Origin of the sequence: Teredinibacter turnerae T7901, assembly GCF_000023025.1 — a bacterium.
GTDB lineage: Bacteria > Pseudomonadota > Gammaproteobacteria > Pseudomonadales > Cellvibrionaceae > Teredinibacter > Teredinibacter turnerae_B.
The window spans coordinates 37,323-62,743 of record NC_012997.1; the positions used below are offsets into that span (position 1 = coordinate 37,323).

The 25,421-nt window shown below is 52.4% G+C and carries 23 protein-coding genes; 13 read left to right on the top strand and 10 right to left on the bottom strand.

The window, feature by feature from the left end:
* Positions 1–123: 123 nt before the first annotated feature.
* Genes TERTU_RS00130 through def form a run of 5 tightly spaced genes read right to left on the bottom strand, consistent with a single transcriptional unit; the run spans position 124 to position 5,868 of the window.
* Positions 124–1,572, bottom strand: coding sequence for a TrkH family potassium uptake protein (locus tag TERTU_RS00130; protein WP_015818050.1), 1,449 nt, complete (start codon positions 1,570–1,572; stop codon positions 124–126).
* 17 nt (positions 1,573–1,589) lie between these two features.
* The gene (gene trkA, locus TERTU_RS00135; protein ID WP_015817347.1) at positions 1,590–3,041 is read right to left on the bottom strand and encodes a Trk system potassium transporter TrkA; all 1,452 of its coding nucleotides are present in this window, start codon (positions 3,039–3,041) and stop codon (positions 1,590–1,592) included.
* Between the two features lie 27 nt (positions 3,042–3,068).
* Positions 3,069–4,370 (bottom strand): 16S rRNA (cytosine(967)-C(5))-methyltransferase RsmB, encoded by a 1,302-nt coding sequence (gene rsmB, locus TERTU_RS00140; RefSeq protein WP_012779328.1) that lies wholly within the window; start codon positions 4,368–4,370, stop codon positions 3,069–3,071.
* Positions 4,363–5,328, bottom strand: a complete 966-nt coding sequence (gene fmt, locus TERTU_RS00145; protein WP_015818578.1) for a methionyl-tRNA formyltransferase — start codon at positions 5,326–5,328, stop codon at positions 4,363–4,365. The genes rsmB and fmt overlap by 8 nt, the downstream gene beginning before the upstream one ends.
* A 33-nt stretch (positions 5,329–5,361) precedes the next feature.
* On the bottom strand, positions 5,362–5,868 hold the full coding sequence (gene def, locus TERTU_RS00150; RefSeq protein ID WP_015817955.1) for a peptide deformylase: 507 nt from the start codon (positions 5,866–5,868) through the stop codon (positions 5,362–5,364).
* Positions 5,869–6,091: 223 nt separating this feature from the next.
* Here def and TERTU_RS00155 point away from each other — a divergent pair, with 223 nt between their 5' ends.
* The 11 genes from TERTU_RS00155 to TERTU_RS00205 all read left to right on the top strand — a co-directional run bounded on the left by TERTU_RS00155 (position 6,092) and on the right by TERTU_RS00205 (position 18,202).
* Entirely contained in the window at positions 6,092–7,132 is a 1,041-nt protein-coding gene (locus TERTU_RS00155; RefSeq protein WP_015818165.1) for a LysM peptidoglycan-binding domain-containing protein, read from the top strand.
* 94 nt (positions 7,133–7,226) lie between these two features.
* Positions 7,227–8,396 carry a DNA-processing protein DprA gene (dprA, locus tag TERTU_RS00160; RefSeq protein WP_015819609.1) on the top strand — a complete coding sequence of 390 codons (1,170 nt, stop codon included), beginning with the start codon at positions 7,227–7,229 and terminating at the stop codon, positions 8,394–8,396.
* Positions 8,397–8,494: 98 nt separating this feature from the next.
* Positions 8,495–9,001 (top strand): 5-(carboxyamino)imidazole ribonucleotide mutase, encoded by a 507-nt coding sequence (purE, locus tag TERTU_RS00165; protein WP_015819290.1) that lies wholly within the window; start codon positions 8,495–8,497, stop codon positions 8,999–9,001.
* 11 nt (positions 9,002–9,012) lie between these two features.
* On the top strand, positions 9,013–9,573 hold the full coding sequence (gene tsaC, locus TERTU_RS00170) for an L-threonylcarbamoyladenylate synthase type 1 TsaC (protein ID WP_015820758.1): 561 nt from the start codon (positions 9,013–9,015) through the stop codon (positions 9,571–9,573).
* Between the two features lie 15 nt (positions 9,574–9,588).
* The gene (gene hemF / locus TERTU_RS00175; protein ID WP_015817565.1) at positions 9,589–10,512 is read left to right on the top strand and encodes an oxygen-dependent coproporphyrinogen oxidase; all 924 of its coding nucleotides are present in this window, start codon (positions 9,589–9,591) and stop codon (positions 10,510–10,512) included.
* Positions 10,509–11,330, top strand: coding sequence for a shikimate dehydrogenase (gene aroE, locus TERTU_RS00180; RefSeq protein WP_015820324.1), 822 nt, complete (start codon positions 10,509–10,511; stop codon positions 11,328–11,330). The genes hemF and aroE overlap by 4 nt, the downstream gene beginning before the upstream one ends.
* Positions 11,331–11,518: 188 nt before the next feature.
* Positions 11,519–12,796 carry a retropepsin-like aspartic protease family protein gene (locus TERTU_RS00185; RefSeq protein WP_015816854.1) on the top strand — a complete coding sequence of 426 codons (1,278 nt, stop codon included), beginning with the start codon at positions 11,519–11,521 and terminating at the stop codon, positions 12,794–12,796.
* A gap of 372 nt (positions 12,797–13,168) precedes the next feature.
* Entirely contained in the window at positions 13,169–13,696 is a 528-nt protein-coding gene (locus tag TERTU_RS00190; protein WP_015817310.1) for a hypothetical protein, read from the top strand.
* A 1,111-nt stretch (positions 13,697–14,807) separates the two neighbouring features.
* Complete coding sequence (locus TERTU_RS00195) at positions 14,808–15,806, top strand: lytic polysaccharide monooxygenase (RefSeq protein WP_015820216.1); 999 nt, start codon at positions 14,808–14,810, stop codon at positions 15,804–15,806.
* Positions 15,807–15,997: 191 nt separating this feature from the next.
* Positions 15,998–16,597 carry a cellulose binding domain-containing protein gene (locus tag TERTU_RS00200; protein WP_015819012.1) on the top strand — a complete coding sequence of 200 codons (600 nt, stop codon included), beginning with the start codon at positions 15,998–16,000 and terminating at the stop codon, positions 16,595–16,597.
* Between the two features lie 36 nt (positions 16,598–16,633).
* Complete coding sequence (locus TERTU_RS00205) at positions 16,634–18,202, top strand: fused MFS/spermidine synthase (protein WP_015817510.1); 1,569 nt, start codon at positions 16,634–16,636, stop codon at positions 18,200–18,202.
* A 22-nt stretch (positions 18,203–18,224) separates the two neighbouring features.
* On the opposite strand, the gene TERTU_RS00210 is transcribed toward TERTU_RS00205, so the two are convergent.
* From TERTU_RS00210 to TERTU_RS00225, 4 genes are all read right to left on the bottom strand, one after another.
* Positions 18,225–19,748 (bottom strand): di-heme-cytochrome C peroxidase, encoded by a 1,524-nt coding sequence (locus TERTU_RS00210; protein WP_228378220.1) that lies wholly within the window; start codon positions 19,746–19,748, stop codon positions 18,225–18,227.
* A gap of 228 nt (positions 19,749–19,976) precedes the next feature.
* A complete protein-coding gene (gene znuB / locus TERTU_RS00215) occupies positions 19,977–20,774 on the bottom strand; it encodes a zinc ABC transporter permease subunit ZnuB (RefSeq protein WP_015818493.1) in 798 nt (265 codons plus the stop codon).
* Positions 20,767–21,510: a zinc ABC transporter ATP-binding protein ZnuC gene (gene znuC, locus TERTU_RS00220; protein ID WP_015818376.1), complete on the bottom strand. Its 744-nt coding sequence runs from the start codon at positions 21,508–21,510 to the stop codon at positions 20,767–20,769. Before znuC ends, znuB begins: the two co-directional genes overlap by 8 nt.
* Complete coding sequence (locus TERTU_RS00225; RefSeq protein ID WP_015816832.1) at positions 21,507–21,989, bottom strand: Fur family transcriptional regulator; 483 nt, start codon at positions 21,987–21,989, stop codon at positions 21,507–21,509. Before TERTU_RS00225 ends, znuC begins: the two co-directional genes overlap by 4 nt.
* A gap of 95 nt (positions 21,990–22,084) precedes the next feature.
* Here TERTU_RS00225 and TERTU_RS00230 point away from each other — a divergent pair, with 95 nt between their 5' ends.
* Positions 22,085–22,978 (top strand): metal ABC transporter substrate-binding protein, encoded by an 894-nt coding sequence (locus TERTU_RS00230; RefSeq protein WP_015820523.1) that lies wholly within the window; start codon positions 22,085–22,087, stop codon positions 22,976–22,978.
* 201 nt (positions 22,979–23,179) lie between these two features.
* Here the strand turns inward: TERTU_RS00230 and TERTU_RS00235 are convergent, their stop codons facing one another.
* Positions 23,180–23,476 (bottom strand): hypothetical protein, encoded by a 297-nt coding sequence (locus tag TERTU_RS00235; RefSeq protein ID WP_015817770.1) that lies wholly within the window; start codon positions 23,474–23,476, stop codon positions 23,180–23,182.
* A gap of 808 nt (positions 23,477–24,284) precedes the next feature.
* Here TERTU_RS00235 and TERTU_RS00240 point away from each other — a divergent pair.
* Positions 24,285–25,406 (top strand): OmpA family protein, encoded by a 1,122-nt coding sequence (locus TERTU_RS00240; RefSeq protein ID WP_015817157.1) that lies wholly within the window; start codon positions 24,285–24,287, stop codon positions 25,404–25,406.
* Positions 25,407–25,421 lie beyond the last annotated feature (15 nt).

The window sequence follows — 25,421 nt, forward strand, 5'->3', positions numbered from 1 at the left end:
ACGTGGCGCTCAGTAATCGGTACTTGTTCTATTTATTCTACGATTACGGCGGGGTGATTATAAAAGATATAACGATGGGCTTAAATGATAATTCTGGTTATTAAAAAATCTCTGGCGCACGCATCATCTTTTCCAGAACATCGGGGTAAACAACACCAATAACGTGAAGACTTCCAGTCGCCCCAGCAGCATGGCAAAGCAGAGAATCCACTTCGCAGTATCACCAATATCGCCATAGTGTGCTGCGACCGCGCCCAGGCCTGGGCCCAGATTATTGAGGCAAGCGCCCACGGCGGTGAAGGCGGTGACGAAGTCGAGCTCCAGCCCGAGCAGGGCAATCACCATGACGAGAAACGACACCACATAGACGGCAAAGAACCCCCACACCGCTTCCACCACTCGGTCGGAAATGGTTTTGCGGCCCAGTTTGATAGGAATAACGGCATTGGGGTGAATCAGGCGGTGAATTTCCCGCAGGCCCTGCTTCATGATCAAAACCACCCGAATCATCTTTAAGCCACCGCCGGTGGACCCTGCACAGCCACCCATAAAGGCGAACATAAAAATCAAATAGGGCAGAAAAGTTGGCCAAAGCGTGAAATCCACCACCGCGAAACCCGTGGTGGTGAGGATAGATATCAACTCGAAAATGCCGTAAAGAATGCTCTTTTCCGTTGGGTAGATACCGGTGCTGGCAAGGTAGCTCACGGTAATGACGATACCGATCAGAATCATGGTGAGATAGAAACGGAATTCCGGATCGGTTAAATAGTGGCTGATACCGCGGGATTGCCAGGCAACAAAGTGCAGCGCGAAGTTGATACCGGAGAGCACCATAAACAGTGAGGACACAATCAGAATCGGCGCGCTGTCGTAATACCCCATACTGAGGTCGTGTGTGGAAAAGCCGCCGATAGCGACCGTTGCGAAGGAATGAGCGACAGCTTCAAACGGCGGCATGCCCGCGAGCCAGTAGCTGAATGCACAGGCTGCGGTTAGCGCTACATACATAAAGAACAGTGCTTTTGCGGTTTCGGTAATGCGCGGTGTTAATTTGCTGTCTTTTACCGGCCCCGGTGTTTCCGCCCGATAAAGCTGCATGCCGCCAATGCCGAGCATCGGCAAAATGGCTACCGCGATAACGATAATACCGATACCCCCCAACCATTGCAGCTGTTGGCGATAGAACAGAATCGAGCGAGGCAGGTAGTCGAGCCCGGTAAGCACGGTAGCGCCCGTGGTGGTCAGCCCCGAGAGTGATTCGAACACTGCGTCGGTGACACTCAGCTGGGTACTGTGCGCGATGATAAAAGGCAGGGCACCGAACAGGGCGAGCACGGTCCAGAAGAGCGAGGTAATTAAAAACCCATCTCGGGTACTGAGGTCGCTCTGCACATTGTGCACCGGGAGCCAGGTAAACAAACCGGTGCTGAAGGTAATTGCGAAAGCCAGTAAAAAGCTGATGTGCGCCTGTTCGCCATAGTACAGAGATACCAGAATCGGCGGTGTCAGGGTCAGGCTGAACAGCATCAGCAATATCCCGAGTACCTTGGCGATGATGGCGAAGTGCATGAGTCAGCTGGCCACGCTTAAAAGAAGGTGAAGCCGACCTGAAACAGGCGCTCGATGTCGCGGGTGTAGCGCTTGTCGACCAGGAACAAAATTACGTGATCGCCGGATTCGATCACTACGTCATCGTGGGCAATAATAACTTCCTGATATTGGTAGGTTTTGCCGGTGCTGCCCAGGGACATATCACTGCGTACACCGCTGTCCCGATAATCCTCTGCGCTGGCTTCACGCACAATTGCACCGATGGTGGCGCCTTCGGGCAAATCGATATCTTCGATCGCGCGCCCCACCACCTTGGAGGTGCGGCTGTCACCGTGCGCAATCACCTCGATGGCTTCGGCTGCGCCGCGGCGGAGTGAGTGAACGTTCACTATGTCGCCACGCCTTACGTGCGTAAGCAGCGTTCCTATAGTCGCCAGCTGCGGGGAGATGGCAATATCGATATCGCTGCCCTGTACCAGATCCGCGTAGGCGGGGTTGCTGATGAGGGTCAGCACCTTGCGAGCGCCCATGCGCTTGGCAAGCATGGACGACATGATGTTGGCTTCATCGGAGTTGGTGACGGCCAGGAACACATCAGTATCTTCAATATGCTCCTCCGCCAGCAGCTCCTGACTGGATGAGTTGCCCAGCAACACAATGGATTTGCTCAAGCGTTCGGTCAGTGCGAGGCAACGGGCTTCGTTGTTTTCTATCACCTTTACCGAGTAATTGTTCTCGAGCTGCTCGGCGAGGCGCTGACCAATGTTGCCGCCACCGGCAATGATGATGCGTTTGTACGGGCGATCAAGGCGGCGCAGCTCGCTCATTACCGCGCGAATATCCTGCTTTGCGGCAAGAAAGAAAACTTCATCATCGGCTTCGATTACCGTTGAACCGGTAGGCATAATCGGCCTGTTACGTCGATAAATCGCCGCAACTCGGGTGTCCACATTGGGCATATGCTTGCGTAAAAAGCGCAGCTCCTGACCTACCAGCGGGCCACCGTAGTAAGCGCGCACGGCCACCAGCTGGACTGCGCCTTCCGCAAAATCCAGTACCTGCAGGGCGCCCGGCTGCTCGATCAGCCGAAAAAGGTAGGCGGAGACAATTTGCTCCGGGCTGATAATTACATCGACGGGCAGCGCATCGGGCCGGAACAGTCCGGGATGGCTGGCGTATTCCTGGGAGCGGATGCGGGCAATTTTGGTGGGGGTGCGAAACAGGCTGTGAGCGATCTGGCAGGCGACCATATTGATTTCGTCGACGCCGGTCACGGCAATCAGCATGTCGGCGTCTTCGATGCCTGCGCGCAATAGCACTTCCGGGTGTGATGCGTGGCCAGCCACTACGCCGATATCAATGCGGTCGCGCAGTTCGCGCAGATAGCCTTCATTGCTATCCACTACGGTAATATCGTTGGCTTCACTGGCCAGGTTGCTCGCCAGTGTGCCGCCAACGCGGCCAGCACCGAGTATGATAATTTTCATGTGTGCCCCAAACGGCTGGCTGCCAGGCTAGCCAGCCTTGATCAAACGAGCATAGTAGAAACCGTCAGGGCCTTCGAGCTGTGGCAGCAGCTGGCGCCCTGCGGGCTGTTCGATTCCCCAATCTGCGTCCATCGGCGCCAGCTCGGCGTCTTTGTGGTCTGTGACAAATTGCGTAATCAGCTCGCTGTTTTCTTCCGGCAATACTGAACAGGTGGCGTAGACGAGGAGGCCGCCGGGCTTCAACATCTGCCATACATTATTCAGAATCGCTTGCTGCAAAGCGGAAAGCTTAGCAAGATCATCTTCGCGCCGCAGCAGTTTTATATCTGGGTGGCGACGAATAACCCCGGTTGCCGAGCAGGGAACGTCCAGCAAAACGCGGTCGAACGGTTGATTATTCCACCATTGGCAGGTGCTGGCGTCGCCGGTTGTGAGCGTTGCGCCAGATAATTGCAGGCGCGCGAGATTCTCTTCAACACGGGCCATACGGTCTTGTTCGGAATCCAGGCACACCAGTTCCGTAAGCGCGGGCTCGGCTTCCAGAATGTGACAACTTTTGCCGCCCGGCGCACAGCAGGCATCCAATACCCGTTGCCCGGGCTCGAGCGCAAGCAGATAGGCGGCGAGCTGCGCGGCCTCATCCTGTACGGATACCAGGCCCTCGCTGAATCCCGGCAGCTGTTGTATATCCAGGGGTGACAATAAACGCACAGCGCTCGGTGAGCTCGCCAGTGGTTGCGCCTGCAGCCCGGCCTGTTGCAATTTGACCAAATATTCGTCGCGGCTTTGGCGCTTGAGGTTTACCCGCAGGCACACCGGTGGCTGCTGGTTATTTGCGTGCAAAATCCGGCTTGCCTGTGCGCCCCAGCTTTGTTGCAAGCGGGCAACGAGCCAGTTGGGGTGGCTGAACGATGCTTGCGGCTTGCCGGAAATCTTTTTGAATATTTGCTCCCGATCGCGCTGGAAGCTGCGCAGGGCCCCGTTGAGCAGGCCACTGGCCCAGGGCTTTTTAAGGGCGCGACTGGCGTTGACAGTTTCGGAGATGGCGGCGTGGTCGGGTACGCGCAGATATTCAAGTTGATACAAACCGATTAACAGCAGCGCATACACATCCTGGTCTTTATTACGCAGGGGTTTTTGCAGAAGTTCGCCGGCAATGGCTTCTAATCGATGATACCAACGCAAAGTGCCGTAACAGAGCTCCTGGAAAAGACCCCGATCACGTTCGTCGAGCTTATTAATACCGGTATCGAACGGTTTGTTGAGTGAGCAGTGTTTTGCCAGCACCTCGCCGAGCGTCCGTGCGGCTTGCACGCGGGCATCAGCCATGCTGCTCTCCCTGTGGCGGAAGGCCCAGGCGCGTACCCACCGGGCAGAGATGACTGTGCCCGTTGGCAAATTCAGCCGGTGTCATTGCCTTTTTGCCGGGCAATTGCAAGCGGGTTACCGCTAACGATGCCTCACCGCACGCAATAACCAAGCGCTCACGGTCGGCGGCTACCACTGTGCCTGATTCACCGCTCAGGTCGCAGAGTTCCGCGCTGTGAATGCGCAGACGATCATCGTCGAGCAATGTGTAGCAGATCGGGAACGGGTTGAAGGCGCGAATCTGGCGATGCAGCTGTAGAGCGGGCAATCGCCAGTCCAGCACTGCTTCCGCTTTTTCAATTTTGTGGGCGTAATTCGCCTGGCTATCGTCTTGCGCTTCAGGTGTGAGATCTTCGAGTTGTGCCAGAGTGTCCAGTAACGCGGGTGGGCCCAGTTCCGCGAGCCGATCATGCAGATCGCTGGCGGTGTCGTTAGTCTGAATAGGGCATTCGCGCTTAAGCAACATCGCACCTGTGTCGAGACCTGCGTCCATTTGCATGATGGTCACGCCGGAATGGGTATCTCCCGCCTCAATTGCCCGTTGAATGGGTGCTGCACCGCGCCAGCGGGGCAGAATCGAACCGTGCACATTCAAGCAGCCAAGGCGCGGTGCATTGAGCACTGCCTGTGGCAAAATCAGCCCATAGGCCACCACTATCATGACATCCGCACCCAATGCAGCGAGTTCAGCCTGGGCTTCGGCGGCACGCAGAGACGCGGGCTGATAAACCGGAAGATCGTGTTCCTGGGCAAGGGCTTTTACCGGGCTCGCAGTCAGCTTTTTGCCGCGCCCGGCCGGGCGGTCCGGCTGGGTATAAACGGCAACAATGTCATGCTCGCTGGCGAGTAGGGCGCGCAGGTGCGCGGCGGCGAATTCCGGCGTACCGGCGAATATGAGTCTGCGTCTGTGCGAATTCACAGCGAACCTTGTGTGTTATGGGGCGGGTCGGAATCAGGCGCGCTCTTTGTGTTGTTTTTCGAGCTTTTTACGAATACGTTGGCGCTTGATATTAGATACGTAGTCGACGAACAGTTTGCCTTTCAAGTGATCGATTTCGTGCTGGATACACACCGCTAACAAGCCTTCCGGTTCCAGCACAAACTCTTCTCCGTCGCGGTTCAGCGCGGTAACGCGCACATGACGGGGGCGGGTAACCTCTTCATAAAAGCCAGGCACCGAGAGGCAGCCTTCCTCATAATCGAACAGGGTTTCGTCGAGGACGTCGATGCGTGGATTGATAAACACCAGTGGTTCATCGTGATTCTCGCTGATGTCGATAACAATAATCTGCTCGTGCACATTCACCTGTGTTGCCGCCAAGCCAATGCCCGGCGCGTCGTACATGGTTTCGAACATGTCGTCGATAATCGCGCGCACGCGTTCGTCCACTTGCTCTACTGGTTTTGCAACCGTGCGCAGGCGGGCGTCTGGAAATTCTAATATAGGTAACAGTGCCATTACGTGACAAACTTCTAGTAACTAGGCAACTTTCGCTGCTAACATTATGATCAAACAGGAGTTATACTGTTTTTTTGTGGCCGGTCGCAAGTAACTTTTTCAGACAATCCTGCGCGCCTGGCCGGGTTTCTTCATCCATTATAACGGTTAGCGGCTGATTTTACTCCTGCACTTTGGCCAAGGGTGAAGGGACAACAGCGCCGATCTGAACAGGACTCTCGAGATGAATAAGCAATTGTCTGGCCTGCTCGCCGCCCTGCTACTTCTGGCTAGCCCCCTATTTGCACTAGCTCAGGCTGCAGAGGTGCCGGAACTGAATGATCCTGTCCCGGCGACCTATACAGTGGTTAAAGGCGACACCTTGTGGGATATTTCCGCAACCTTCCTCAAGAATCCCTGGATGTGGCCTGAGATCTGGCATGTGAACACCCAGATTGCCAATCCCCACCTCATTTACCCTGGCGATGTCATCCGCCTGATCTATATGGATGGCAAGCCACGACTCACAATCGAGAGCCGTGGCAATGTGTATAAACTTTCGCCCCAAGCGCGCGTACTCAGCGCGGGTGAAGCCATCGAAACTATTCCGTTGGACAAAATAAACAGCTTTTTGTCTCGCAGCCGTATTGTTGACGAAGCCGACCTGAAGGGTGCGCCCTGGGTATTGGCGGGCATGGATGAGCATTTGGTGGTTGGCGCTGGCGATAGTCTCTATGCGCGCGGCGAGTTTCCGGAAGGCAAGCAGGTATACGGTATTTACCGTCGCGGAGAGACGTTCGTCGACCCGGAAACCCGCGAGAAGCTGGGCGTGCTTGCGCGAGATATAGGTACAGGTTCGCTGGTGAGGGTGTCGGGTGAAGTGGCAACACTGAGTATTTCCCGAACCACGGAAGAAATCCGCGCAGGCGACCTCTTGTTGCGGGAAGAGCAGCGCGCGATAGACTCCACCTTTTACCCATCGCCTCCCGAATCCGACATCAACGGGGTTATCCTGGCGGTTGAGGGTGGCGTACACCAGGTGGGCAATATGGATGTTGTGGTAATTAATCGCGGCGGTCGCGAGGGCCTTGCGCCCGGTAACGTGATGGCAATTTATAAGAAAGGCGGAAAAATTATCGATCGCGTTACCCAGGAGCGGGTGCAACTTCCGGACGAGCGTGCGGGCCTGATGATGGTATTTCGGGTGTTCGACAAGGTCAGTCTTGGATTGGTTTTGGAAGCTGAGCGTGGAATATCGGTTTCCGATCGCGTCACTAATCCATAAATTTAACCAAGCTTATTCCAACGCTAGCAGTGACATTACCACGAGTCACTGTTAGCATTCAGAACACTAAACCCCACGGATGGACGTTTACAACATGTTAAGCGTGGTACAACAGAAGCTGCTTTTACAATACCTCCCCGGTGTTGGTGCCAGCACTTTTTGGAAGTTGATGGAGCGTTCGCCCAGTGCTTTGGGTGTGCTCAATACCTCTCCCGAATCTCTCGCCGATCTGCTCAATGAGGAAGCGCGCCAGCTGCTGCGCGAATTCCAGCACGAAGCCGATAATTCCCGCCTGGCCAAATTGATGGCCGCCGACCTTGAGTGGTGCGAGAACAACAACATCGAAATTCTCGATACCGATCACGAATACTATCCAGAGCTATTGCGCGAAATAAAACGCCCACCGCCTGTGCTCTATGTGGCAGGCGATGCCCGGTTGTTGTCATTTCCCCAGATCGCTGTGGTCGGCAGTCGCAACCCCACGCCTTCCGGGCGCGGTTCCGCGTTCGACTTCAGCCGTGAGCTGGCAGCTTCCGGTTTTGTGGTGACCAGCGGGCTGGCGTTGGGGGTGGACTCTGCTGCACATCAGGGCGCGCTGGCTGCGCAAGGCAAAACCATAGCGGTGCTGGGCACCGGTATCGACCAGGTATATCCGCAGCGCAATAAGCAGATGGCCGATCAAATTGTGCAAACCGGTGGTGCTTTGGTTAGTGAGTTCCCGCTGGGTACCACGGCGCTACCCGCCAACTTTCCGCAACGCAACCGGGTTATTAGCGGTTTAAGTTATGGCGTACTGGTCGTGGAAGCGGCGCCGCGCAGTGGCTCATTGATTACCGCGCGCTATGCCATTCAGCAAAACCGGGAGATTTTTGCGATTCCTGGTTCCATCCATAACCCCCTCGCCAAAGGTTGCCACCAGCTTATTCGGGAAGGTGCCAAGCTGGTGGACGACGCGAAAGATATTGTCGACGAGTTACAGCATTTTCTTCGTCTCCAATGGCAGCAATTGGATCTCGACAAGGTCGCCGACGAACCCCAGCAGTCAGAAATTGTGGCCACGGAAGAAGAGTCGATTATTCTCGAACAGCTCGGCTACGAATCGACCCCCATCGACGAAATTGCTGAACGCACAGAGCTGCCCGTGGGCGATGTAATGGCCTGCCTGCTAACCTTAGAGCTTAAGGGGCTGGTGGCGAATGTCGGTACCGGATATATGCGCCTAAAACATAGTTCCGTGCCAGACTTGTCCTTTCACGCCAATTAGAGTACCTTGCCCGGCCTCACTAATTTTTACCCGAAATCCTGTAAAAACCCTATAAATTACAGCGATTTACGACGTTCTTAATTACTGGAGCCAATGTTATGAGCCAACCATTTGTCGCGATTTTGATGGGGTCCGATTCAGACCTGCCGATCATGGAAGCTGCTTTCACCGTTCTCGAAAAACTCGAGATTCCTTTCGAAGCCAAAGTCACCTCTGCCCACCGTACACCGAAAGCGACCCACGATTATGTTGTGGACGCGGACAAGCGCGGTTGTGCAGCCTTTATCTGTGCTGCCGGTATGGCCGCTCACCTGGCCGGTGCGGTATCTGCGACCACCCTTAAGCCAGTTATCGGCGTACCAATCGACGGTTCCCTGGACGGTCTCGACGCGTTGCTGTCCACCGTACAAATGCCTGGTGGTATTCCAGTTGCCACCGTTGCGATTGGTAAAGCGGGTGCAAAAAACGCCGCCTACCTGGCCGCTCAGATTATTGGTGTTGGCGATGCCGCCATGCATCAGAAACTGATCGACGAGCGCGCCGCCAATGCGCAACAAGTGCAGGAAAAAGACGCTGCGCTGCAGGAAAAACTGAAGAATCGCTAAGGCGTTCCTTGATGGATTACCGAGCCCACCCCGCGATTCATCGCTGCGTTGATGCATTGAACAAAGGCGATGTTATTGCCTATCCAACGGAGGCGGTATGGGGCCTCGGATGCGATCCCTTCAATCAGCACGCTGTCGACAAAGTCCTCTGGCTAAAACGGCGCAAACCTGAAAAAGGGCTGATTATCGTCGCCGCGTCCGCGGCGCAAATCCAGTGGCTCCTGCAAGGCATTACGCCAGCGCAGGAGCAACAGCTCTCCGCCTCCTGGCCGGGTCCGAATACCTGGCTCATACCTCATCACGGCAGAATTCCGGCAAATGTGTGTGGCCAGCATGCAACTATTGCGGTGCGAGTGTCTTCTCACCCGGTTGTGCGGGCGCTGTGTCAGGCATACGGCGGGCCGATAGTGTCGACCTCGGCAAACCCACAGGCACTGAGACCCGCGCGGGATGCGACTCAGGTGCGCCATTATTTCCGCGATAGCGTTTACTATGCGCCTGGCCGCGTTGGCGGCAATCCAACCCCGTCAGTCATACGCGATTTGCGCAGCGGGCAAATAATTCGCCCCTGAATTACAGGAACAGGCATGGCCAACCCCAGCGATACGCCCGATAAAGCGGCGGTTAAATCCTATCTTCTCGATCTGCAACAACGCATCTGCAACCAGCTTGAAGCCGTTGACGGCGGCGGTCGTTTCGCGGCTGACACCTGGCAGCGTGCGGAGGGTGGCGGTGGGGAATCCCGCGTGCTCACCGACGGCGCGGTGATTGAGAAGGGTGGAGTAAATTTTTCTCATGTGATGGGCGCGGCTATGCCGGCATCAGCCACCGCCCACAGGCCTGAACTTGCCGGCCGCAGCTTCGAGGCTATGGGCGTGTCGCTGGTGATTCACCCGAGCAACCCGTATGTCCCCACCAGTCATGCCAATGTACGCTTTTTTATTGCCGAAAAGCCGGGCGAAGCGCCGGTGTGGTGGTTTGGCGGCGGCTACGATCTGACACCCTACTACGGTAACGAGGAAGATTGTCGGCACTGGCACCGAACAGCGGCGGATGCCTGTGAAGAGTTTGGGGCTGGGGTCTATACTGAATACAAGCGCTGGTGCGACGAGTATTTCTACTTGAAGCATAGACAGGAACCCCGCGGTATTGGTGGTTTATTTTTCGATGATTTAAACCACTGGGGGTTCAACCGCAGCTTTGCGTTTATGCAATCTGTTGGTGACAGTTATTGCCGTGCCTATTTGCCCATTGTAGAGCGTCGAAAACACCTGCCCTACGGTGAGCGGGAGCGGCAGTTCCAATTGTATCGCCGTGGTCGCTACGTGGAATTTAATCTGGTGTACGATCGCGGCACCTTGTTTGGTCTGCAAACCGGCGGTCGCACTGAGTCTATTTTAATGTCGCTGCCGCCACTGGTTCGCTGGGAGTACGATTGGCAACCGGAAGCCGGCAGCCCTGAAGCCAGCCTTTACGATAATTATTTACAACCGAGGGAGTGGTTATCTTGACTGAAACAATCGACCGATACTGTGTATTCGGCAACCCTATAGAGCACTCGAAGTCACCCGAGATCCATCGCGCATTTGCCCAGCAAACCGATCAGCATTTGGAGTACACCCGTGAACTGGTGGAGCTGGATGCGTTTATGTCGGCAGCGGAAAACTTCTTTGCGGCCGGTGGCGCCGGTGCCAATGTTACTGTGCCATTCAAGCAGGAGGCGTTTCAATTCGCCAAATTACTCACCGAGCGGGCGCAGCTTGCTGGTGCGGTTAACACCTTGGCACGCCTTGAAGATGGCGAGATCATCGGCGATAACACTGATGGTGCTGGTTTGGTACACGATATTGTGCAGCGGCTCAACTGGCCAATGGAAAACAAAAAAATACTGCTGTTGGGCGCCGGAGGTGCTGTACGTGGTGTATTGCTGCCGATTCTGCAGCAGAGCCCTGCGAGTATTGCCATTGCCAACCGCACCCGCTCTAAAGCTGAGGAGCTGGCGAAGCAATTTACCAGCTTCGGTAAAGTGGACGGATACAGCTATAACAACTTACCTTCCGAGCCGTTTGATCTGATTATTAACGGCACTTCCGCCAGTATTGCCGGCGAAGTACCTCCCGTTCACTTTGGCTGTTTTGGCGAGCATACGGCGGTGTACGACATGATGTATGCGGATGACCTCACGCCGTTTCTCGAATTTGCGCGCGATATGGGGGTGCAGCAGCTCAGCGATGGTCTGGGCATGCTGGTTGGTCAGGCAGCAGAGTCATTTCGCTTGTGGCGTGGCGTTGAGCCAGCGGTTATTCCTGTTCTCGAAAAGCTGCGGTGAGCTGGGTATAAAGCCCGCGTTCTTGTAATCTCCTTTCTGGTTTAATAGCCTGGGGTTCACCCGGGCTTCCCCATCATTTGTCAAAATATGTATTCACCCGGCAATTAAATAGACGCGGGGTGAATTTCCGCCTGTGAAACCCTGTTTTTAATTTTTGATCGAATAGAAAAACACACCAAGGTGAACCAGTGAGCGTGCTTAAACAGGTATTGCTAATAGGCGCAGCATTTTCTGCGGGATGGGTTGTTCGCGATCAATTTACTGGCCGGGACGGGCTATCGACCGGCAAAACGCCGTCTACGCAAACACAAATCGTGCTTGAGAAGGACAAATACGTACCCGTGTTTGTGGACTCACCTGCACCAGCAGCGGATGCGCCAACTGAGAGCGAACCGGACAACAGTCGCACCGTTCCGGCTGGCGATTCAGCGTTACAACAGCTTAGTGCGCGAAATAATGACGCGGCGACCTTCGAAACACTCCTGAATAACCAGCAGTATCAACAAGCTGTGAATTTCTACACGGCCAGGGAATCTGCGCTAAGCGAAAGCGAGCTACAAAGCTGGCGCGCGATGGTATATCAGCATCTGGAGCTTAAATTGAGTAACGCTGAGTTGCGGGCGTTCTCTGAGCTCGCCGAAACCTGGTTAAATTACCGCTACAACGATATTAAAGTGATATTGCTGCAAGCGCAGTACAACTGGGCGAAAGGCTATATCAATGAAGCGCTACACAGTTTTATTCAAGCCGACAGCTACGCCACCAGCCGCATCGAGCGCAGCCAGGTGCGAGAGCAGCTGTATAAGTTCGTAGTACGTTACGATGCACAATTAGCATCGGCGGAAGATTGGTTTGGCCTGGCAAGTTTTTATGAGCAACTCACGCTATTGGGAGTCGCAAGTTCCGGGGACAAATACCGCTACGCTGAGCTTCTGCTTATGCAGGGCGATGACAAAACCGCGTTTCGCTATTTGGACGAAATTTCATCCGACCCTAGCTGGCGCCGCAAAGCGCAAGAATTGCGGGAGCTGTGGGCGGATGAAGGGGAATACCAGGCCAGCTCGTCGCCGGGCTTTGCGAGCAGTGTTCCGCTGCGCCCGGTCGGCGACCACTATCTGGTCGAGCTGCGCTTGAACAACGGTGAGCCGGTAAGTTTGATGCTGGATACTGGCGCCAGTATTACTATGTTAAACACCCGTGCGTTCGGCCAGCAAATTTCCGCCACTGGCTGGCAGGACATGGGGTGGCGCTATTTCAATACCGCAAACGGTGTCGCTCAGGGGCGTCTAATGCAGGTGGCCAGTGCCCAATTTGGCGAATTTCAGTTGAACGATATGCAAGTCTCTGTGCAGGAGGTAAACCTCGGTGGACAAATCGACGGTCTCCTGGGGATGAACGTATTAAGCCGCTTCCATTTTCAGATCGACCAGGATAATCATCAGTTACTACTCACGCCGCGCAGCTAGGCAGTTCGATGGTCAGATTGTTCAGCCAGTATGGGATCGAATCGACTGTCGGCTTGACTCCTTATTTACCGAGCGCCCTGGCTGGCAGGGCGAATGTCCCGCCAAAGAAACAACGGATGTGTCCACCTCAGACACTTTGTACCCAACATAACTAAACGTAATAAGAGTGTTTGGCGTGTGAATAATCATGTTCTTAGTGTGAAAAAGTCATTTGTAGCACTTTTTAATTCGACTAGCATCTGTCGTAATTGCCGAAGCTGTGGGTGATCTTTCGACTACTGGGAGGCCACCTATAACGACAGGCGTGGACACTGGGGTTGTGTGTTTGCGAGCGACCGAGCCAGTGACGAGTGTTCAACAGGACGGTTTTTCATGCACATCCTCATTGCGTTGCTTACCGCGATTACAGGCCTGGTATGGGCGCTGTATCGCCAGCAGCGATCCGGTCGATCCTTAAATGTTTTCAATCCGCTTTACTGGCTTCGCCAGCGCGAGTGGAAAAATAAGTACAGCGGAAACCCTTGCCACAATTTGTTCGATCCGATAGATGCAACAGCGTTACTCACAGTCGGCGTTGCGACGTGTGAAACCAGTACAACACGCGAACTGAAAAGCGCGATTATTACCTTGTTCGAAAATGAATTTAACGTGGCAAATAATCGCGCGTCCGAATTGTATTCAGCAAGTCATCATATGTTGCGGGAAATAGGCGATCTTGCGACTGAGGTTCGTGCGGTACTCCAGCCTTGTAAACATGAATTTTCTACTGGCAGAATAAATGCGCTGCACCGCTTGTTGATTCGTTCGGCTGAAATTCAGCACCCTGCGACGGTTGCTCAGTTAAAAATAATCGCGGCGGTAGACCAGGTATTTCAAAAGCCACAATCGCAGCCGCTTTAACCTTCGCGTTTAAAACCTCGGCTGGACAAAGCCTCCCCACATAGAATCCATTTTTAGCTGCCGAGTCTCCTCATTTTGTAGTGAGCTATTTGTTGAAAGCCAGGTTGCCGAGTTTATGTCGTCGACCTACCTAGTTTTTTTTTGTTGAAATTTTTATAGCCCAGTTAGCTGGGCTATAAAAAAGGCGTGGCTAACAAATCTGGAAAAGGAGACCTATTTTTTTTCGCTTATGAACGAGTTGGATCAAGCGAGTATACCGCGCGAGTTCTATGGCAGTGTTACTGTGGTGGGGAATTTGGTAACACTCCATAGTAAAATGAAACCTGGTTTGCAATGCTTGTGAGAACTCGCACGGTTGGAACTAATATCCGGATATAGCGCCCACGTGTCTGTTTTGTGTCTCTCGCTTGTATCTCTCGTTTATAAATACATGCGATTGGAATTAGAGTCTGGACGATCTAACACAGTCGAAAAATTCATTGGCGGTTAAAAAATGCATACAAAAATACGAATAAAAAACTGGACCAAAGGACTACCTTAAAAAGCGCTTGATAGTCTTGGTTTATGCCATTGATAAATTTGGGTGGTTTGCTGGGGTGGCAAAATAAAAAATTCGTGTGAAATAACGACTGAATAAATTAGAAAATTAAATTAATGCGTTTTTATACATAGCGAATTATCGCGCTAGGGGTTTTTGCTTGATCTTGTGTGTTGATTTTTGCGCCATTATTTCAGAAATCCATAATCTACCTGTTGATTAATCGTCCAGCTTCAGAGAATACTGTTCTGGCTCACCAAGCTCGCTGAGAAAATAGCCTCATCACTTTTACTGATAATAATAAAAAAGTGGGAGGTTCAGCAGCTGAGAAAAACCCGTGTAGATTCAGGGTTTTACCGCGTTAGCCCACTCCGAGTTTGCGTCTCTTTCCGATTGAGCAAAACCGTGTGGTCAAGTTGCGACAATAAAAATAATAAGGTGATGCAATTAATGGAAAAAGAGCTTAGAGCTCACTGCGCCGGCGAGTGTTACCGCAACCAAAGGTAAAACTCCCTATTCCAAGGATGACCCGCTCAAAACTGAAAACTTCCAATGCAACCAGGAGAAACAACCATGTTTGCTTCAAAATTTGTTAAAGCCTCTGCTGCCGTCGCGCTATTCGGTTTCGCAGGATTGGCTTTCGGTCACGGCTACATCGAAAGCCCCCCTTCTCGTCAGCAACACTGTGGTGCCGAGCAAAAACCCGATAACCCCAGCAGTGCCAAGTGTGACGAAGCCTTCGCTAATTACCGTGCAGCGGGCGGTCAAAACTCCCACTGGTACAACTTTATGAGTGTGGTTGCGCACCACGAAGGTCGCAAAGTTGTAAAAGGTACCGAGCACGTGTGTGGCTTCGATGGCGAAACCTGGAACCCCGCACCCTACGATACTCCAGCCAATTGGCCGGTAACGTCGTTTAACTCTGGCCAGCAAACTTTTGTTTGGGATATCAGCTATGGTCCGCACTTCAGCGATACTGAAGAGCTGGTGTTCTACATCACCAAGCCTGGCTTCTCGTTCGACCCTACGCGTGAACTTACCTGGGCCGATTTCGAAGATCAGCCGTTCTGTGATGAAAGCATTGTGCCTGGCGACTTCAGCACTAACTCTGCAGTAGAAGCCGATATGGCAAACAGCCACATCAATGTTACCTGTAATGTTCCATCCCGATCAGGACGCCATGTGATTTTTGCTGAGTGGGGTCGTAACGAACATACTTACGAGCGTTTTTTCAGCTGCGTTGACGTAGACTTTGGTGGCGGCGGCAGTGGTAGCAGTACGTCTTCTTCCTCATCCTCGAGCTCCAGTTCCAGCTCATCGTCTAGTTCCAGCTCAAGTTCCAGCTCAAGTTCCAGTTCTACTGGCGGGTCTTCCAGCAGCTCAAGCTCTTCATCCAGCTCCTCAAGTTCAAGCTCCTCCTCCAGCAGCTCCAGCTCTTCCGGCAGCACGACTGGCGGAACCTGTAACTGGTATGGATGGATGGTGCCTATCTGTCAAAACGCTGATAGTGGGTGGCACAACGAAAATCAGCAGACCTGTATAGGTCGCAACACCTGCACCAATATTCAATAATTGCCGGGAGGCGGGGATTGTTCCCTTGCCTCCATCGGTTTTTAGGTGTTTTCTAGCCCGGCAACGCCGGGTTAGTTTTCTTTAGTTAACAGGTTTTCGTTGTTCGTATCAGCCGTTAGACGATATGTAATTTGCAGTGAGTCAGGCGCGGTTTGGTTCTGATAATGTCGTAAAACAAGAGCGGTACAAGAATGAAAAAAAGTCTCTTGCTTGTGTTATTGCTTTTTGTAGTTGTTGGTGCTGTATTGCTTGTCGTAAACAGGGGGCCGTCAACCGCGAATAAAGTTTCACTTACCCCTGTCCCTAAGATGACCGATTCGCCACCGGTTCAGCCACTAAAATTCCACTCGGAAAAGCCGGCTGAAAAAACGGTGACCAGCGAAAAAAATATTCCTACCCCCGCCGAGCCCGCGCAAGCTCAACCCTTAGAGTCTGCACAGGAGCCAGCCCAACCGAAACCCGATAAACCCACAGACAAACAGTTTTTACTGTGTGAACACATTATTTCCAGTGTGACGCAATATGGGTTTACGGGTGAGATCCGCCTGATTAACAAAGGAAACCACCCTGTTAATGGTTGGTCGGTTACTTGGGAATACCCCGACGGTTCAGCCATTATCGATGCTGACGATGTGGCCCTATCGGGCAATAACCCCTATACGGGAGAGTACTTGTCGTGGAACGCTGAAATTGCTCCCGGGCAGACAGTCACATTTAAATTTAGTGGCGTAAAAGGCGGAGAAAATGCACCGCTGGGTGTAAAAGTCACAGGCGAGAGCTGTATGAATTAATCGTGTTAATCGCACGTAGTTAACGAGACATTGGGTATGAGTAAACAGCCGACAGTACAGAAAGGCTCCCAGGCAAAACTGGATAACTTTGTTTTTTACGGCACCGTATCCGTCACTGGTGCTGCAGTGATGATGGTCGAACTTCTGGGTACGCGAATTATTGGCCCGTACTATGGCGTTAGCTTGGTGGTGTGGTCCTCGTTACTGTCAGTGTCGTTGCTGGCACTGGCATTCGGCTATTACCTCGGCGGCTTTTTCGCCGCAAATCGAGGGCAATGGCGATTGCCCCATGCGGTATTTACGGCGTCCGTTTTTATTGCCGCTATCCCGGTTTTAAGCCAGCCGGTGCAACTTATGTTTAACGGGCTGGGATTACGCGGCGGCGCGCTGGCAAGCGCTTTTGTGCTATTTACCCCGGCATTGTTAATGCTAGGTATGGCGGGCCCACTGGTGATTCAAATGGCCACTGCCAGGGTTGAGCGGGTGGGTGCAACTGCGGGTAATGTCTACGCAATCAGTACTATTGGCAGCGTGCTTGGCACCCTGGTGCTGGGTTTTTATCTGCTGCCTTTGTTCGGAACTCACGCAATTTTATGGGCGCTAGCACTCGTGCTTTTGCTGCTCGCGTTGCTCTTAGTAATATACGAACGCCACCGTATGAAATTAGCCACCCGCTTGTGGCCGTGGTTGATCGCTGGATTACTGGTGGTGATCGGCGTGGGAGCACAGGCGGCAAATGCGTCTGCAAAATCCTACGAAAATTACAATGTGTTATTTGAGCAGGAAACCCACTACGGTTGGGTAAGGGTTGTTGATCAGCCAGAGAAAGATTTGCGCTGGTTGATGTCCGATGCATCAACCATCGGCGTCGAACATCTGCCAACAGGGCAGGGGCTTTTGGGGTATCAAAGTATCGTGCGCACTTTGCCCTGGTTTAAGCTCGAAAGTGAAAAAGCCTTGTTGATCGGTTTGGGGGCAGGCCATCTTGTTGCCGATCTTGCCAAGTTTGGAATTGCTACAGATGCAATCGAAATCGATCCCGCGGTAGCCAAAAGTGCGGTCGACTTTTTTAATTTCCGCCCGACAGGAAAGGTTATCGTCGGCGATGCTCGTTATCAGGTGCAACGATTGGAAAATCAAAAGTATGACCTGATTATTCACGATTGTTTCACTGGCGGCGCAGAGCCGTTTCATTTGCTCAGCGAAGAAATGATTCAATTATTGAAAAGCCGACTCACGCCAAATGGTGTGCTTGCGGTTAATTTTGTTGGATTTACTGACCCAACACGATTGAAACCGGTACAGTCAATCGCCGCCACGCTAGACGCCGTTTTTGCTCATCGGAAAAACTATGTGCCCAGGCTCGGCGAGGATTTTTCGGATTATGTGTTTATTGTGTCCGACGCACCACTTAATCCTGGCTTGCATCCCAGCTCAAAGGGTACTGCCCAATGGCTGGCACAACGTGAAGTGAATATTCCTGCAGGCAATGCGCCGGTAATAACCGATGACTATAATCCACTCGAATTTTTACAGATTGCGAAAGCGGAGTACTACCGAAAACTATTGATTGACCGGGTAGGTGAATCGGTTCTGTTTCGTTAATTTTTTAACGATTTTTCTGCAACTATAGTGTTTTCAAGTATTCGAGTAATGCCAGCCTGTCTTTTTCGCTTAGATGTGTAGCGATTTCGTGCCCCTGATTGCTGTTGCCATACAGCGAGGTGTCGTAAGTCGATCGATAGGTCCCACCCGATTGGGATAATCCCAACCGCTGCGGATCGAAATCCACATCTCCCACCAAAAACACTTTCGGTCGCTCCGCTGCGGGCAGCAGCAGGTCGTAAATCGTGGGCACCGAACCATTGTGTAAAAATGGTGCTGAGGCCCAAAGCCCGTTTAATGGACGCGCTTTATAATTCAATGCCTTTCTATCCACTTCGTATTCATATTGTGGTTGGCGCTCGGTCATTATTGCGTTGATACTTGCCAGTGGTCGATTCGCCATCACACTGGAGACCAAGTGAGTCACTATATCCAAAGTAGGTGCAACAGTCGGGAGTTTGTTCCCCTTGAGGCCAGCGACGATTTTACGCCCTTCGAGTTTGCCGGTGCGGGCTTTTGCTGCGGCGAAATTTTGCGTCATCACCGGGTCTGTACCAATAATATTTTGCGGTACCACTGTTGCTCTCAACTGGCGTTTTGGGTTGCGGCTATCGATCACGACATGGCAGCTGGCACAGTGGCTCTGGTAGAGCGCTGCTCCTGTTTGTACCAGGCCAGTGTTTATCGTGCCAAGAATATCCTGGGGCCACTGGGGCGACATTAGGTCGTAATAGTGCCGCTGTATTGTGCCCAAATTCCGGATGTTTACTGAATTGCTGTAGCCAAGCAGGGTTTTTTTATCCAGTTCTAACGTGCCGTATACCGCAAGTGCTGTGGTGACATTCTGACCGAGAGGACCGGGCTCTTTATTGACGGCGGACGCATTCCACTGCACCACATCCAGGTGTGAGGCGTCCCACAACACCGGCACACTCACCGGCGCGTTTGCAGTGTGTGTGTTGTCGGGTAATTCGAGCGCGGCGGCGCTAACCGCGTTAAATATTTGTCCGAACGCGTCTAGGCGACCGTAGCCATAAGGTACGGTGGTGCGATTGGCTTTCAGCCGCGCATTCATGAATCTTACCCGTTCGTTCAAGGCGGCAATGAGTTCACCCGGGTTTTCTGGTTGCAGCTGCCTGGTGAAACGCTGGTACTTGTTGTTGTCTGTCAGGAGGGTTTGCAGCGCGCGAAAGAGTCCCTTTTCGAAAGCTTGAAAGTCGAACATTCCGGGCGCGCCTTCGATCAGCAAAGTCTGGCCGCGGAAATGGAGCTGTCCGGTATGGCAGGCGGTGCAGGTGAGACCCAGCCATTTTTCACCGCGCCATTCGTCCGCAACAAAACCTATGGGTAAGCCATCGGCATTCTGTTCTGAAACATTACTCGGAATAAAGCCAAGCTCTTGAATGTTTTGGTGAGAGAAAAAACGCGTATCAGAGTCGGCTTGCTCTAGTGCGTAAAACCACTCGTAAGGAATCAGGCGAGAACCAAAGCTTAGTTGGTTCATATGGTCGCGGGTAGCGGGCGTCCAGTTCTGGGGTAAACTCACGGCGTTATCTACTGTGTGACGCTGTACATCGTAGATGCGTGGTGATTTAACGCAGCCAGCAATTAAAGCCAGGCTTAATAAAAAAATGCGTAAACTTAGCTTGGTTCTACACTGACTGATTTTCCACCGCATTGTACGTCCTGTAGTTTTTCTGCGAATTAAAAAAACCATAGCACAGGAAAAATCGGGTGCTGGGTTTCTCTCGCTCGCGGGAAAAAATCACAGGCGCTAGCGCGCGTGTTTGAGTAAGGATAGAACGAAAAGTGCTGCGGCGCAAAGAACTATTCCAGGGCCGGCTGGTACATCAAGTACAACAGAGGCGAACAATCCGCCAACCACCGCAATAACGCCAATGGAGGCAGCGAGCAAAGCCATCGCTTCCGGTGACTGAGTTAACCGACGTGCAGTTGCTGCGGGAATAATCAACAGAGCAGTAATCAATAAAACGCCGACTAGTTTCATACTTAACGCGATAACCACAGCCATTAACACCATCAATAACAGGCGCAGTTTTTCTACGGCTATACCTTCAACGCGGGCAAGGTCCTCATCTATCGCGGTCATTAGCAGCGGCCGCCAGAAGAACACCAGCAGTGCCAGACAGATCATTCCACCCAGGTAAATCATCAGTAAATCACTGGCGTTTACCGTCAGCAGGTCGCCGAATAGATAGGAGAACAAGTTTACCTTCGCGCTGGCGAGTAGACTGACCCCAATCAACCCCAGTGCCAGGCTACTGTGAGAAAGGATGCCCAGCAGGGTGTCCGCGGCGAGCGATCGTTGCTTTTGCAATTGCCACAAACTGAGGCTGACGACCACACCGCCCAACACCATAGCAAGGGTAAGATTTATACCGGCGAATACACCCAGAGCTACGCCAACCAGCGCTGAGTGGGCTAGGGTGTCACCGAAATATGACATGCGTCGCCACACTACAAAACTGCCCAAAGGGCCTGCGATGGCGGCAATGCCCATGCCTGCGATTAATGGCAGCGCGATTATTTGCAGCGTGAAAAGGTCAATCATGGTGGTGCCCGCACGACGAAACAACGTCGCCGTGTAAATTGTGTTGATGATCGTGATGATGGGTATAGACGGCAAGGTCATCCGCAACACTGCGACCGAACAGACGAAGGTATTCCGGGTGTCGACTGACACTTTCCGGCTTGCCGTGACAGCAAACATGCTGATTCAGACAAATAACCGAATCTGTCTGCGCCATGACCAGATGCAAATCGTGAGACACCATCAATACGGCACAGTTGAGTTGGGTGCGCAGAGACGCAATTAAGCGATAGAGCGTAACCTGGCCGGCGACGTCGACGCCTTGCAGTGGTTCATCCAATACCAGCAGCTGCGGTTTGCGCAATATCGCTCGCGCAAGCAGTACCCGCTGTAATTCACCGCCGGAGAGACTGTGCATTTGACTGTTGCCGATATGCAGTATGCCCAGCTGCTCCAATACACTGGCGCGGTTGACTTTTAGAGGGTCTGCCAAGCTTAAGAATCGGCTGACCTTAAGAGGCATACTGGCTTCCATACGCAATTTTTGTGGTACATAGCCAATACGCAGGCGAGGGTCGCGTTGAATGGTGCCTGCATCCGGTAATTCCAATCCGGCAATCAGTTTGACTAAGGTACTTTTACCCGCGCCATTTGGGCCAATAAGCGTGCAAATTTCGCGTTCACCAAGGGTGAAATTAATCCTGTCGAGAATTGTCCGGCCATCATAACTTTTACAGACATCGGTAAGTGTGATCACCCTTTACTCCCCCGGCATTCGCCGCAGATACCTACAATTTCCAGCACTTTTTGTTGCACTGTGAAGCGCTGTTGTGAGGCGCTGAGGTTTATTGCCTGCTGGATGGAATGGCTCGGCACCTCCTCAGTAAAGCCGCACTGGGTACAAATAAACAGCGCGTCACTGTGGTCGCTGCGTGGGTTGCTGCAGCCAAGGTAAGCGTTTAACGAGTGAACCTTGTGAATCAGGCGTTGTTCGATAAGGAAGTCCAGCGCGCGGTACACCGTCGGGGGGGCAACGCGTTTACGGTCTGAATTTGCCTGCAGCATTTCCATCAACGCATAGGCCCCCAGTGGCTTATGACTTTGCCACACCAGCTCCAGCACTTGCCGACGCAGGGGCGTCAGGCGTGCGCCAGCACGGCGACATACGAGATCGGCATTGTGCAGCGCGGATTTTATGCAGGCCGTGTGGTCGTGGCTGCGTTCTGTTGAAGACATAAGAATGTGACAGCAATATTATTGAGTAGTTATGTTATCATATAACGTTTACACAATGTGTTCGTGTTTTCCCTATGCAAGTTCGATCTTTAGTTATGCTTTTTGCCGCTGCCCTGTTTGGGCTGGCGAACACTGCTGGAGCCGAGTCCAATTCCCCGGCAGAGCCTTTTAGCATCGTTACCTCGCTGCCGCCTTTGGCTCTGGCGGTACAGGATTTAGTCAATGAGGCGGCACTGGCAGACAAGGTCAGTGTCGAGTCCATCGTGCCGCGCGGCCAATCCGCACACCACCACGCGCTCAAGGTTTCTCAGTTACGCAGCCTTAAATCCGCGGGCATTGTTGTGTGGGTGGGGCCGGAGATGGAGCAGTATCTGGCCAAAGCCATTGGCCAGCGCCGGCCAGAAAATGTCGTTGGTTTTGCGGCATTGATGCAAAAGCCGGTTGTGGATTACCACCTTTGGTTGAGTGCAGGTGCTATGACCAAATTGGTGACCGCTGTTGCAGAAAAACTTGCTTTGGCGTTCCCCGAAGCGAATGTACTGGTTGCGGCGAGTACCTACAACGCTCGCTTGCGGCAGCAAACTCAGGCGATGCAACAACGGTTCGCCGCACTGCCAACAGAGGCTGGGGTATTGGTGTTTCATGAGAGTCTGCATCATCTGCTGACCCCTCTGGGGATAAAACAGTCAGCAAGCCTGGTGCAGGTGCCCGAGCAGCAAATCAGTGTGCACACCTTAATGCAGGCGAAATCTCGTATGTTGCCGGGCCAATGTTTGCTGGCGGATGTTGAAGAGTTGCCACAGGCGCAGCCCTATGCCGAAAAACTGGGCGCGCCCCTGGTTGTGGTGGACCTGCTGGCGAGCGCGGCAACCACGAAAAGCTACGAAGCATTTCTTGCGTTGTTAGCAAATAAGTTGGCGACCTGTTTTCAATCGGCAACTGGTCAGGACGGGTCTGGGCAGGATGGGACTAGTCAGGATGGAGAGTAGGGCGGACGCGTAAAGCGAAAAAAATGGGCAAAAAAAAGCCCTGCACTGTTATAGAGGAAGGGAGTGCAGGGCTCAAGACTCGGTATAAACCGGTGTGTCTATGAGGGAACTGTTACCGGAGCGCATATTTCTCCGGTCAAATAAAGTGCAATCGAAACGCTATACTGCAGGTCTCACTACTACAAACTTCAGAGAGACCAATTAGCGCAGCGATTGCGCTACCTTTTGCTCAATCAGAGCATTCAAACTGTCGTTAACTTTGCTGTTGACGCTAATCATGTGTGCGTTGAGCTCCGCTTCCTGGCGTGAGTTCACGGTCTCAACAGGCACGACGCGGAAGTCGTCCGTAGCTACCCAGCTTTTGCTGGAGCCTATCTCCGCAAGCGCGACATCGTAAGATGAAGCACTGGAATTCTGAGGATCAAGGGCACCAACTTCACCAGAAACAGCCACATTCGACAGAAGCGCAACCAAGGCTATGCTTGCAAGCTTGTTCATCGAAAATATCTCCTATAAAGATTTTATGGTGGTGGTTGATACCGAATGTCAGGAGTGTCTCTCCTGACCTCCGTTCAAGGCTTTCTGTTACCTTGTGCTACGCATTGTAACGATGGGTAACACCTTTGGCAAATAAAAGTTTTGTTACAGCTTATTCGATAATTATTCTCATAATTGGAGTTTGGCCTACATATAGCGTTAGTTAACATTTAATTGGCTATATATTGTGATTCTGGACTAACGGTTCGTAATTTTAGTTATAAACAGTAATTTTATATATGCTTATAGCGTATATAAAACGCTTAAATGTGTGGTAACAGTTACCAAAATAGTGTGATCTGCGTCTAGTTGTTACTTTGGGTGGCACTTAATAAACGGGGTTAAACGTAGATTTATACGCCGCAACGGCCTGAGACGGGAACATAAGTTAAATGCATTAGTTAACGGACAGGAATGGCTGGCGTCCGGGAATGAACTGGTGAACAAACTCGATTGGTTCTCGTGCTGTGCTTTTGCATTTGAGCGCTGAACGTAAGTCTGGCGCTAAGAAATCCCGCCGGCGGGTGTCTCAGAGAAACCGCCAACACTTAAAACAGCGGTAAAACTTTCGATTTATGCTGTCCTGCCTAACGCACTGTTAATAGGCACGTGTAATAGGCACGTGGATTTTGGCGCGCGATACCTCAGTGTGTTTTCGCTAACTCGTTAAACTCCTTCGCGGCTGTCTCTCCGACAGACCAATTTCATTCAGGACAGCAATGTGCGGCGCAGTGAAATCTTGCTGGCAGCCTTGCTACAAGGAGTTTACATGTTCAAAAAATCATTCATTGTCGCAGCCGTTACCGTTGCTGTGGGTTTAGCACAGATGTCGGCGCATGCCTCTGATCCTACCTATGAGGTAGGGCTGGGGGGCAGTTATTTTGACTATGACGATTACCTCGACTTTGAGGCTAGCCCAGGTGTACGAGGGCTGGCTGCTTATCGTTTTACGCCTGCAATTTCTGCTGGGCTGGTTGTCGAACAGACGCAAACAGAGTTGGAGCTGTTCAACCTTGATGTGGATGCACACCATTATTTTCTGGAAGGTCTATACCACTTCAACACTGATGGGCGTGTGCAACCCTATCTATCCCTCGGTTGGGGGCAACTTGTGCTGGAAACCGATTTGTTCGATGACTATCGCTCTTCGATCACCACGGTCGGTGCGGGCATCAAATTTCGCCTTGCAGAAAACTGGGAAATTCGCTCAGCGCTCAATCATTTCTTTATGACTGAGGGTGAAGATGCCTTTTATAACGTCGCAGCGGTAACGCTTTCCTATTTATGGGGAGGTAGCGATGCACCCAGAAAATCCGGAGCAGTAAGAGCGAAAGATACGGATAACGATGGAGTTCCGGATCCCTCAGATGTCTGTGCGAACACACCGAGCGGTGCACCCGTGGATACACGGGGTTGTGCGCTGGATACGGACGCGGACGGCGTCGCAGACTACCTCGATAACTGCCCAGCTACTGCGGCACGATTAAAGGTCGATGACCGTGGCTGCCCCGTGACACTGAGCGAAACCATATCCATTAACCTTAAGGTGAATTTCGATTCAGGCAGTGCGGTGGTTAAACCTGAGTTTTTTAGCGAAATTCGAAAAGTCGCTGATTTTATGGCGCAGTACGAAAATACCCGGGTAGAAATTCAAGGGCATACAGATACCAGTTGTGCAGCGGCTTACAATAAAAGCTTGTCGCAGCGCCGTGCCAGCGCAGTAGCCGCGGTGCTTATTTCTGAGTATGGCGTTGCAGCCAGTCGTGTGGATGCGCGAGGTTACGGCGAGGAACAGCCCATCGCGGATGAATCAACGGCAGCCGGTCGATTGGCTAATCGCCGTGTGGTTGCGCAGGTCTCCGCGCAAATTGATAAGCAGCAAGCTCGATAACAAACCGTAGCAACT

What these genes read in the sequence shown, in the direction of transcription:
- TERTU_RS00240 (WP_015817157.1), top strand. Translation starts at nt 24,285, where the DNA reads ATGTTCAAAAAATCATTCATTGTCGCAGCCGTTACCGTTGCTGTGGGT.
- hemF (WP_015817565.1), top strand. Translation starts at nt 9,589, where the DNA reads ATGGCCAACCCCAGCGATACGCCCGATAAAGCGGCGGTTAAATCCTAT.
- TERTU_RS00195 (WP_015820216.1), top strand. Translation starts at nt 14,808, where the DNA reads ATGTTTGCTTCAAAATTTGTTAAAGCCTCTGCTGCCGTCGCGCTATTC.
- TERTU_RS00230 (WP_015820523.1), top strand. Translation starts at nt 22,085, where the DNA reads ATGCTTTTTGCCGCTGCCCTGTTTGGGCTGGCGAACACTGCTGGAGCC.
- purE (WP_015819290.1), top strand. Translation starts at nt 8,495, where the DNA reads ATGAGCCAACCATTTGTCGCGATTTTGATGGGGTCCGATTCAGACCTG.
- def (WP_015817955.1), bottom strand. Translation starts at nt 5,868, where the DNA reads ATGGCACTGTTACCTATATTAGAATTTCCAGACGCCCGCCTGCGCACG.
- rsmB (WP_012779328.1), bottom strand. Translation starts at nt 4,370, where the DNA reads ATGGCTGATGCCCGCGTGCAAGCCGCACGGACGCTCGGCGAGGTGCTG.
- TERTU_RS00190 (WP_015817310.1), top strand. Translation starts at nt 13,169, where the DNA reads ATGCACATCCTCATTGCGTTGCTTACCGCGATTACAGGCCTGGTATGG.
- TERTU_RS00235 (WP_015817770.1), bottom strand. Translation starts at nt 23,476, where the DNA reads ATGAACAAGCTTGCAAGCATAGCCTTGGTTGCGCTTCTGTCGAATGTG.
- tsaC (WP_015820758.1), top strand. Translation starts at nt 9,013, where the DNA reads ATGGATTACCGAGCCCACCCCGCGATTCATCGCTGCGTTGATGCATTG.
- znuB (WP_015818493.1), bottom strand. Translation starts at nt 20,774, where the DNA reads ATGATTGACCTTTTCACGCTGCAAATAATCGCGCTGCCATTAATCGCA.
- TERTU_RS00225 (WP_015816832.1), bottom strand. Translation starts at nt 21,989, where the DNA reads ATGTCTTCAACAGAACGCAGCCACGACCACACGGCCTGCATAAAATCC.
- TERTU_RS00200 (WP_015819012.1), top strand. Translation starts at nt 15,998, where the DNA reads ATGAAAAAAAGTCTCTTGCTTGTGTTATTGCTTTTTGTAGTTGTTGGT.
- trkA (WP_015817347.1), bottom strand. Translation starts at nt 3,041, where the DNA reads ATGAAAATTATCATACTCGGTGCTGGCCGCGTTGGCGGCACACTGGCG.
- TERTU_RS00155 (WP_015818165.1), top strand. Translation starts at nt 6,092, where the DNA reads ATGAATAAGCAATTGTCTGGCCTGCTCGCCGCCCTGCTACTTCTGGCT.
- TERTU_RS00205 (WP_015817510.1), top strand. Translation starts at nt 16,634, where the DNA reads ATGAGTAAACAGCCGACAGTACAGAAAGGCTCCCAGGCAAAACTGGAT.
- dprA (WP_015819609.1), top strand. Translation starts at nt 7,227, where the DNA reads ATGTTAAGCGTGGTACAACAGAAGCTGCTTTTACAATACCTCCCCGGT.
- TERTU_RS00130 (WP_015818050.1), bottom strand. Translation starts at nt 1,572, where the DNA reads ATGCACTTCGCCATCATCGCCAAGGTACTCGGGATATTGCTGATGCTG.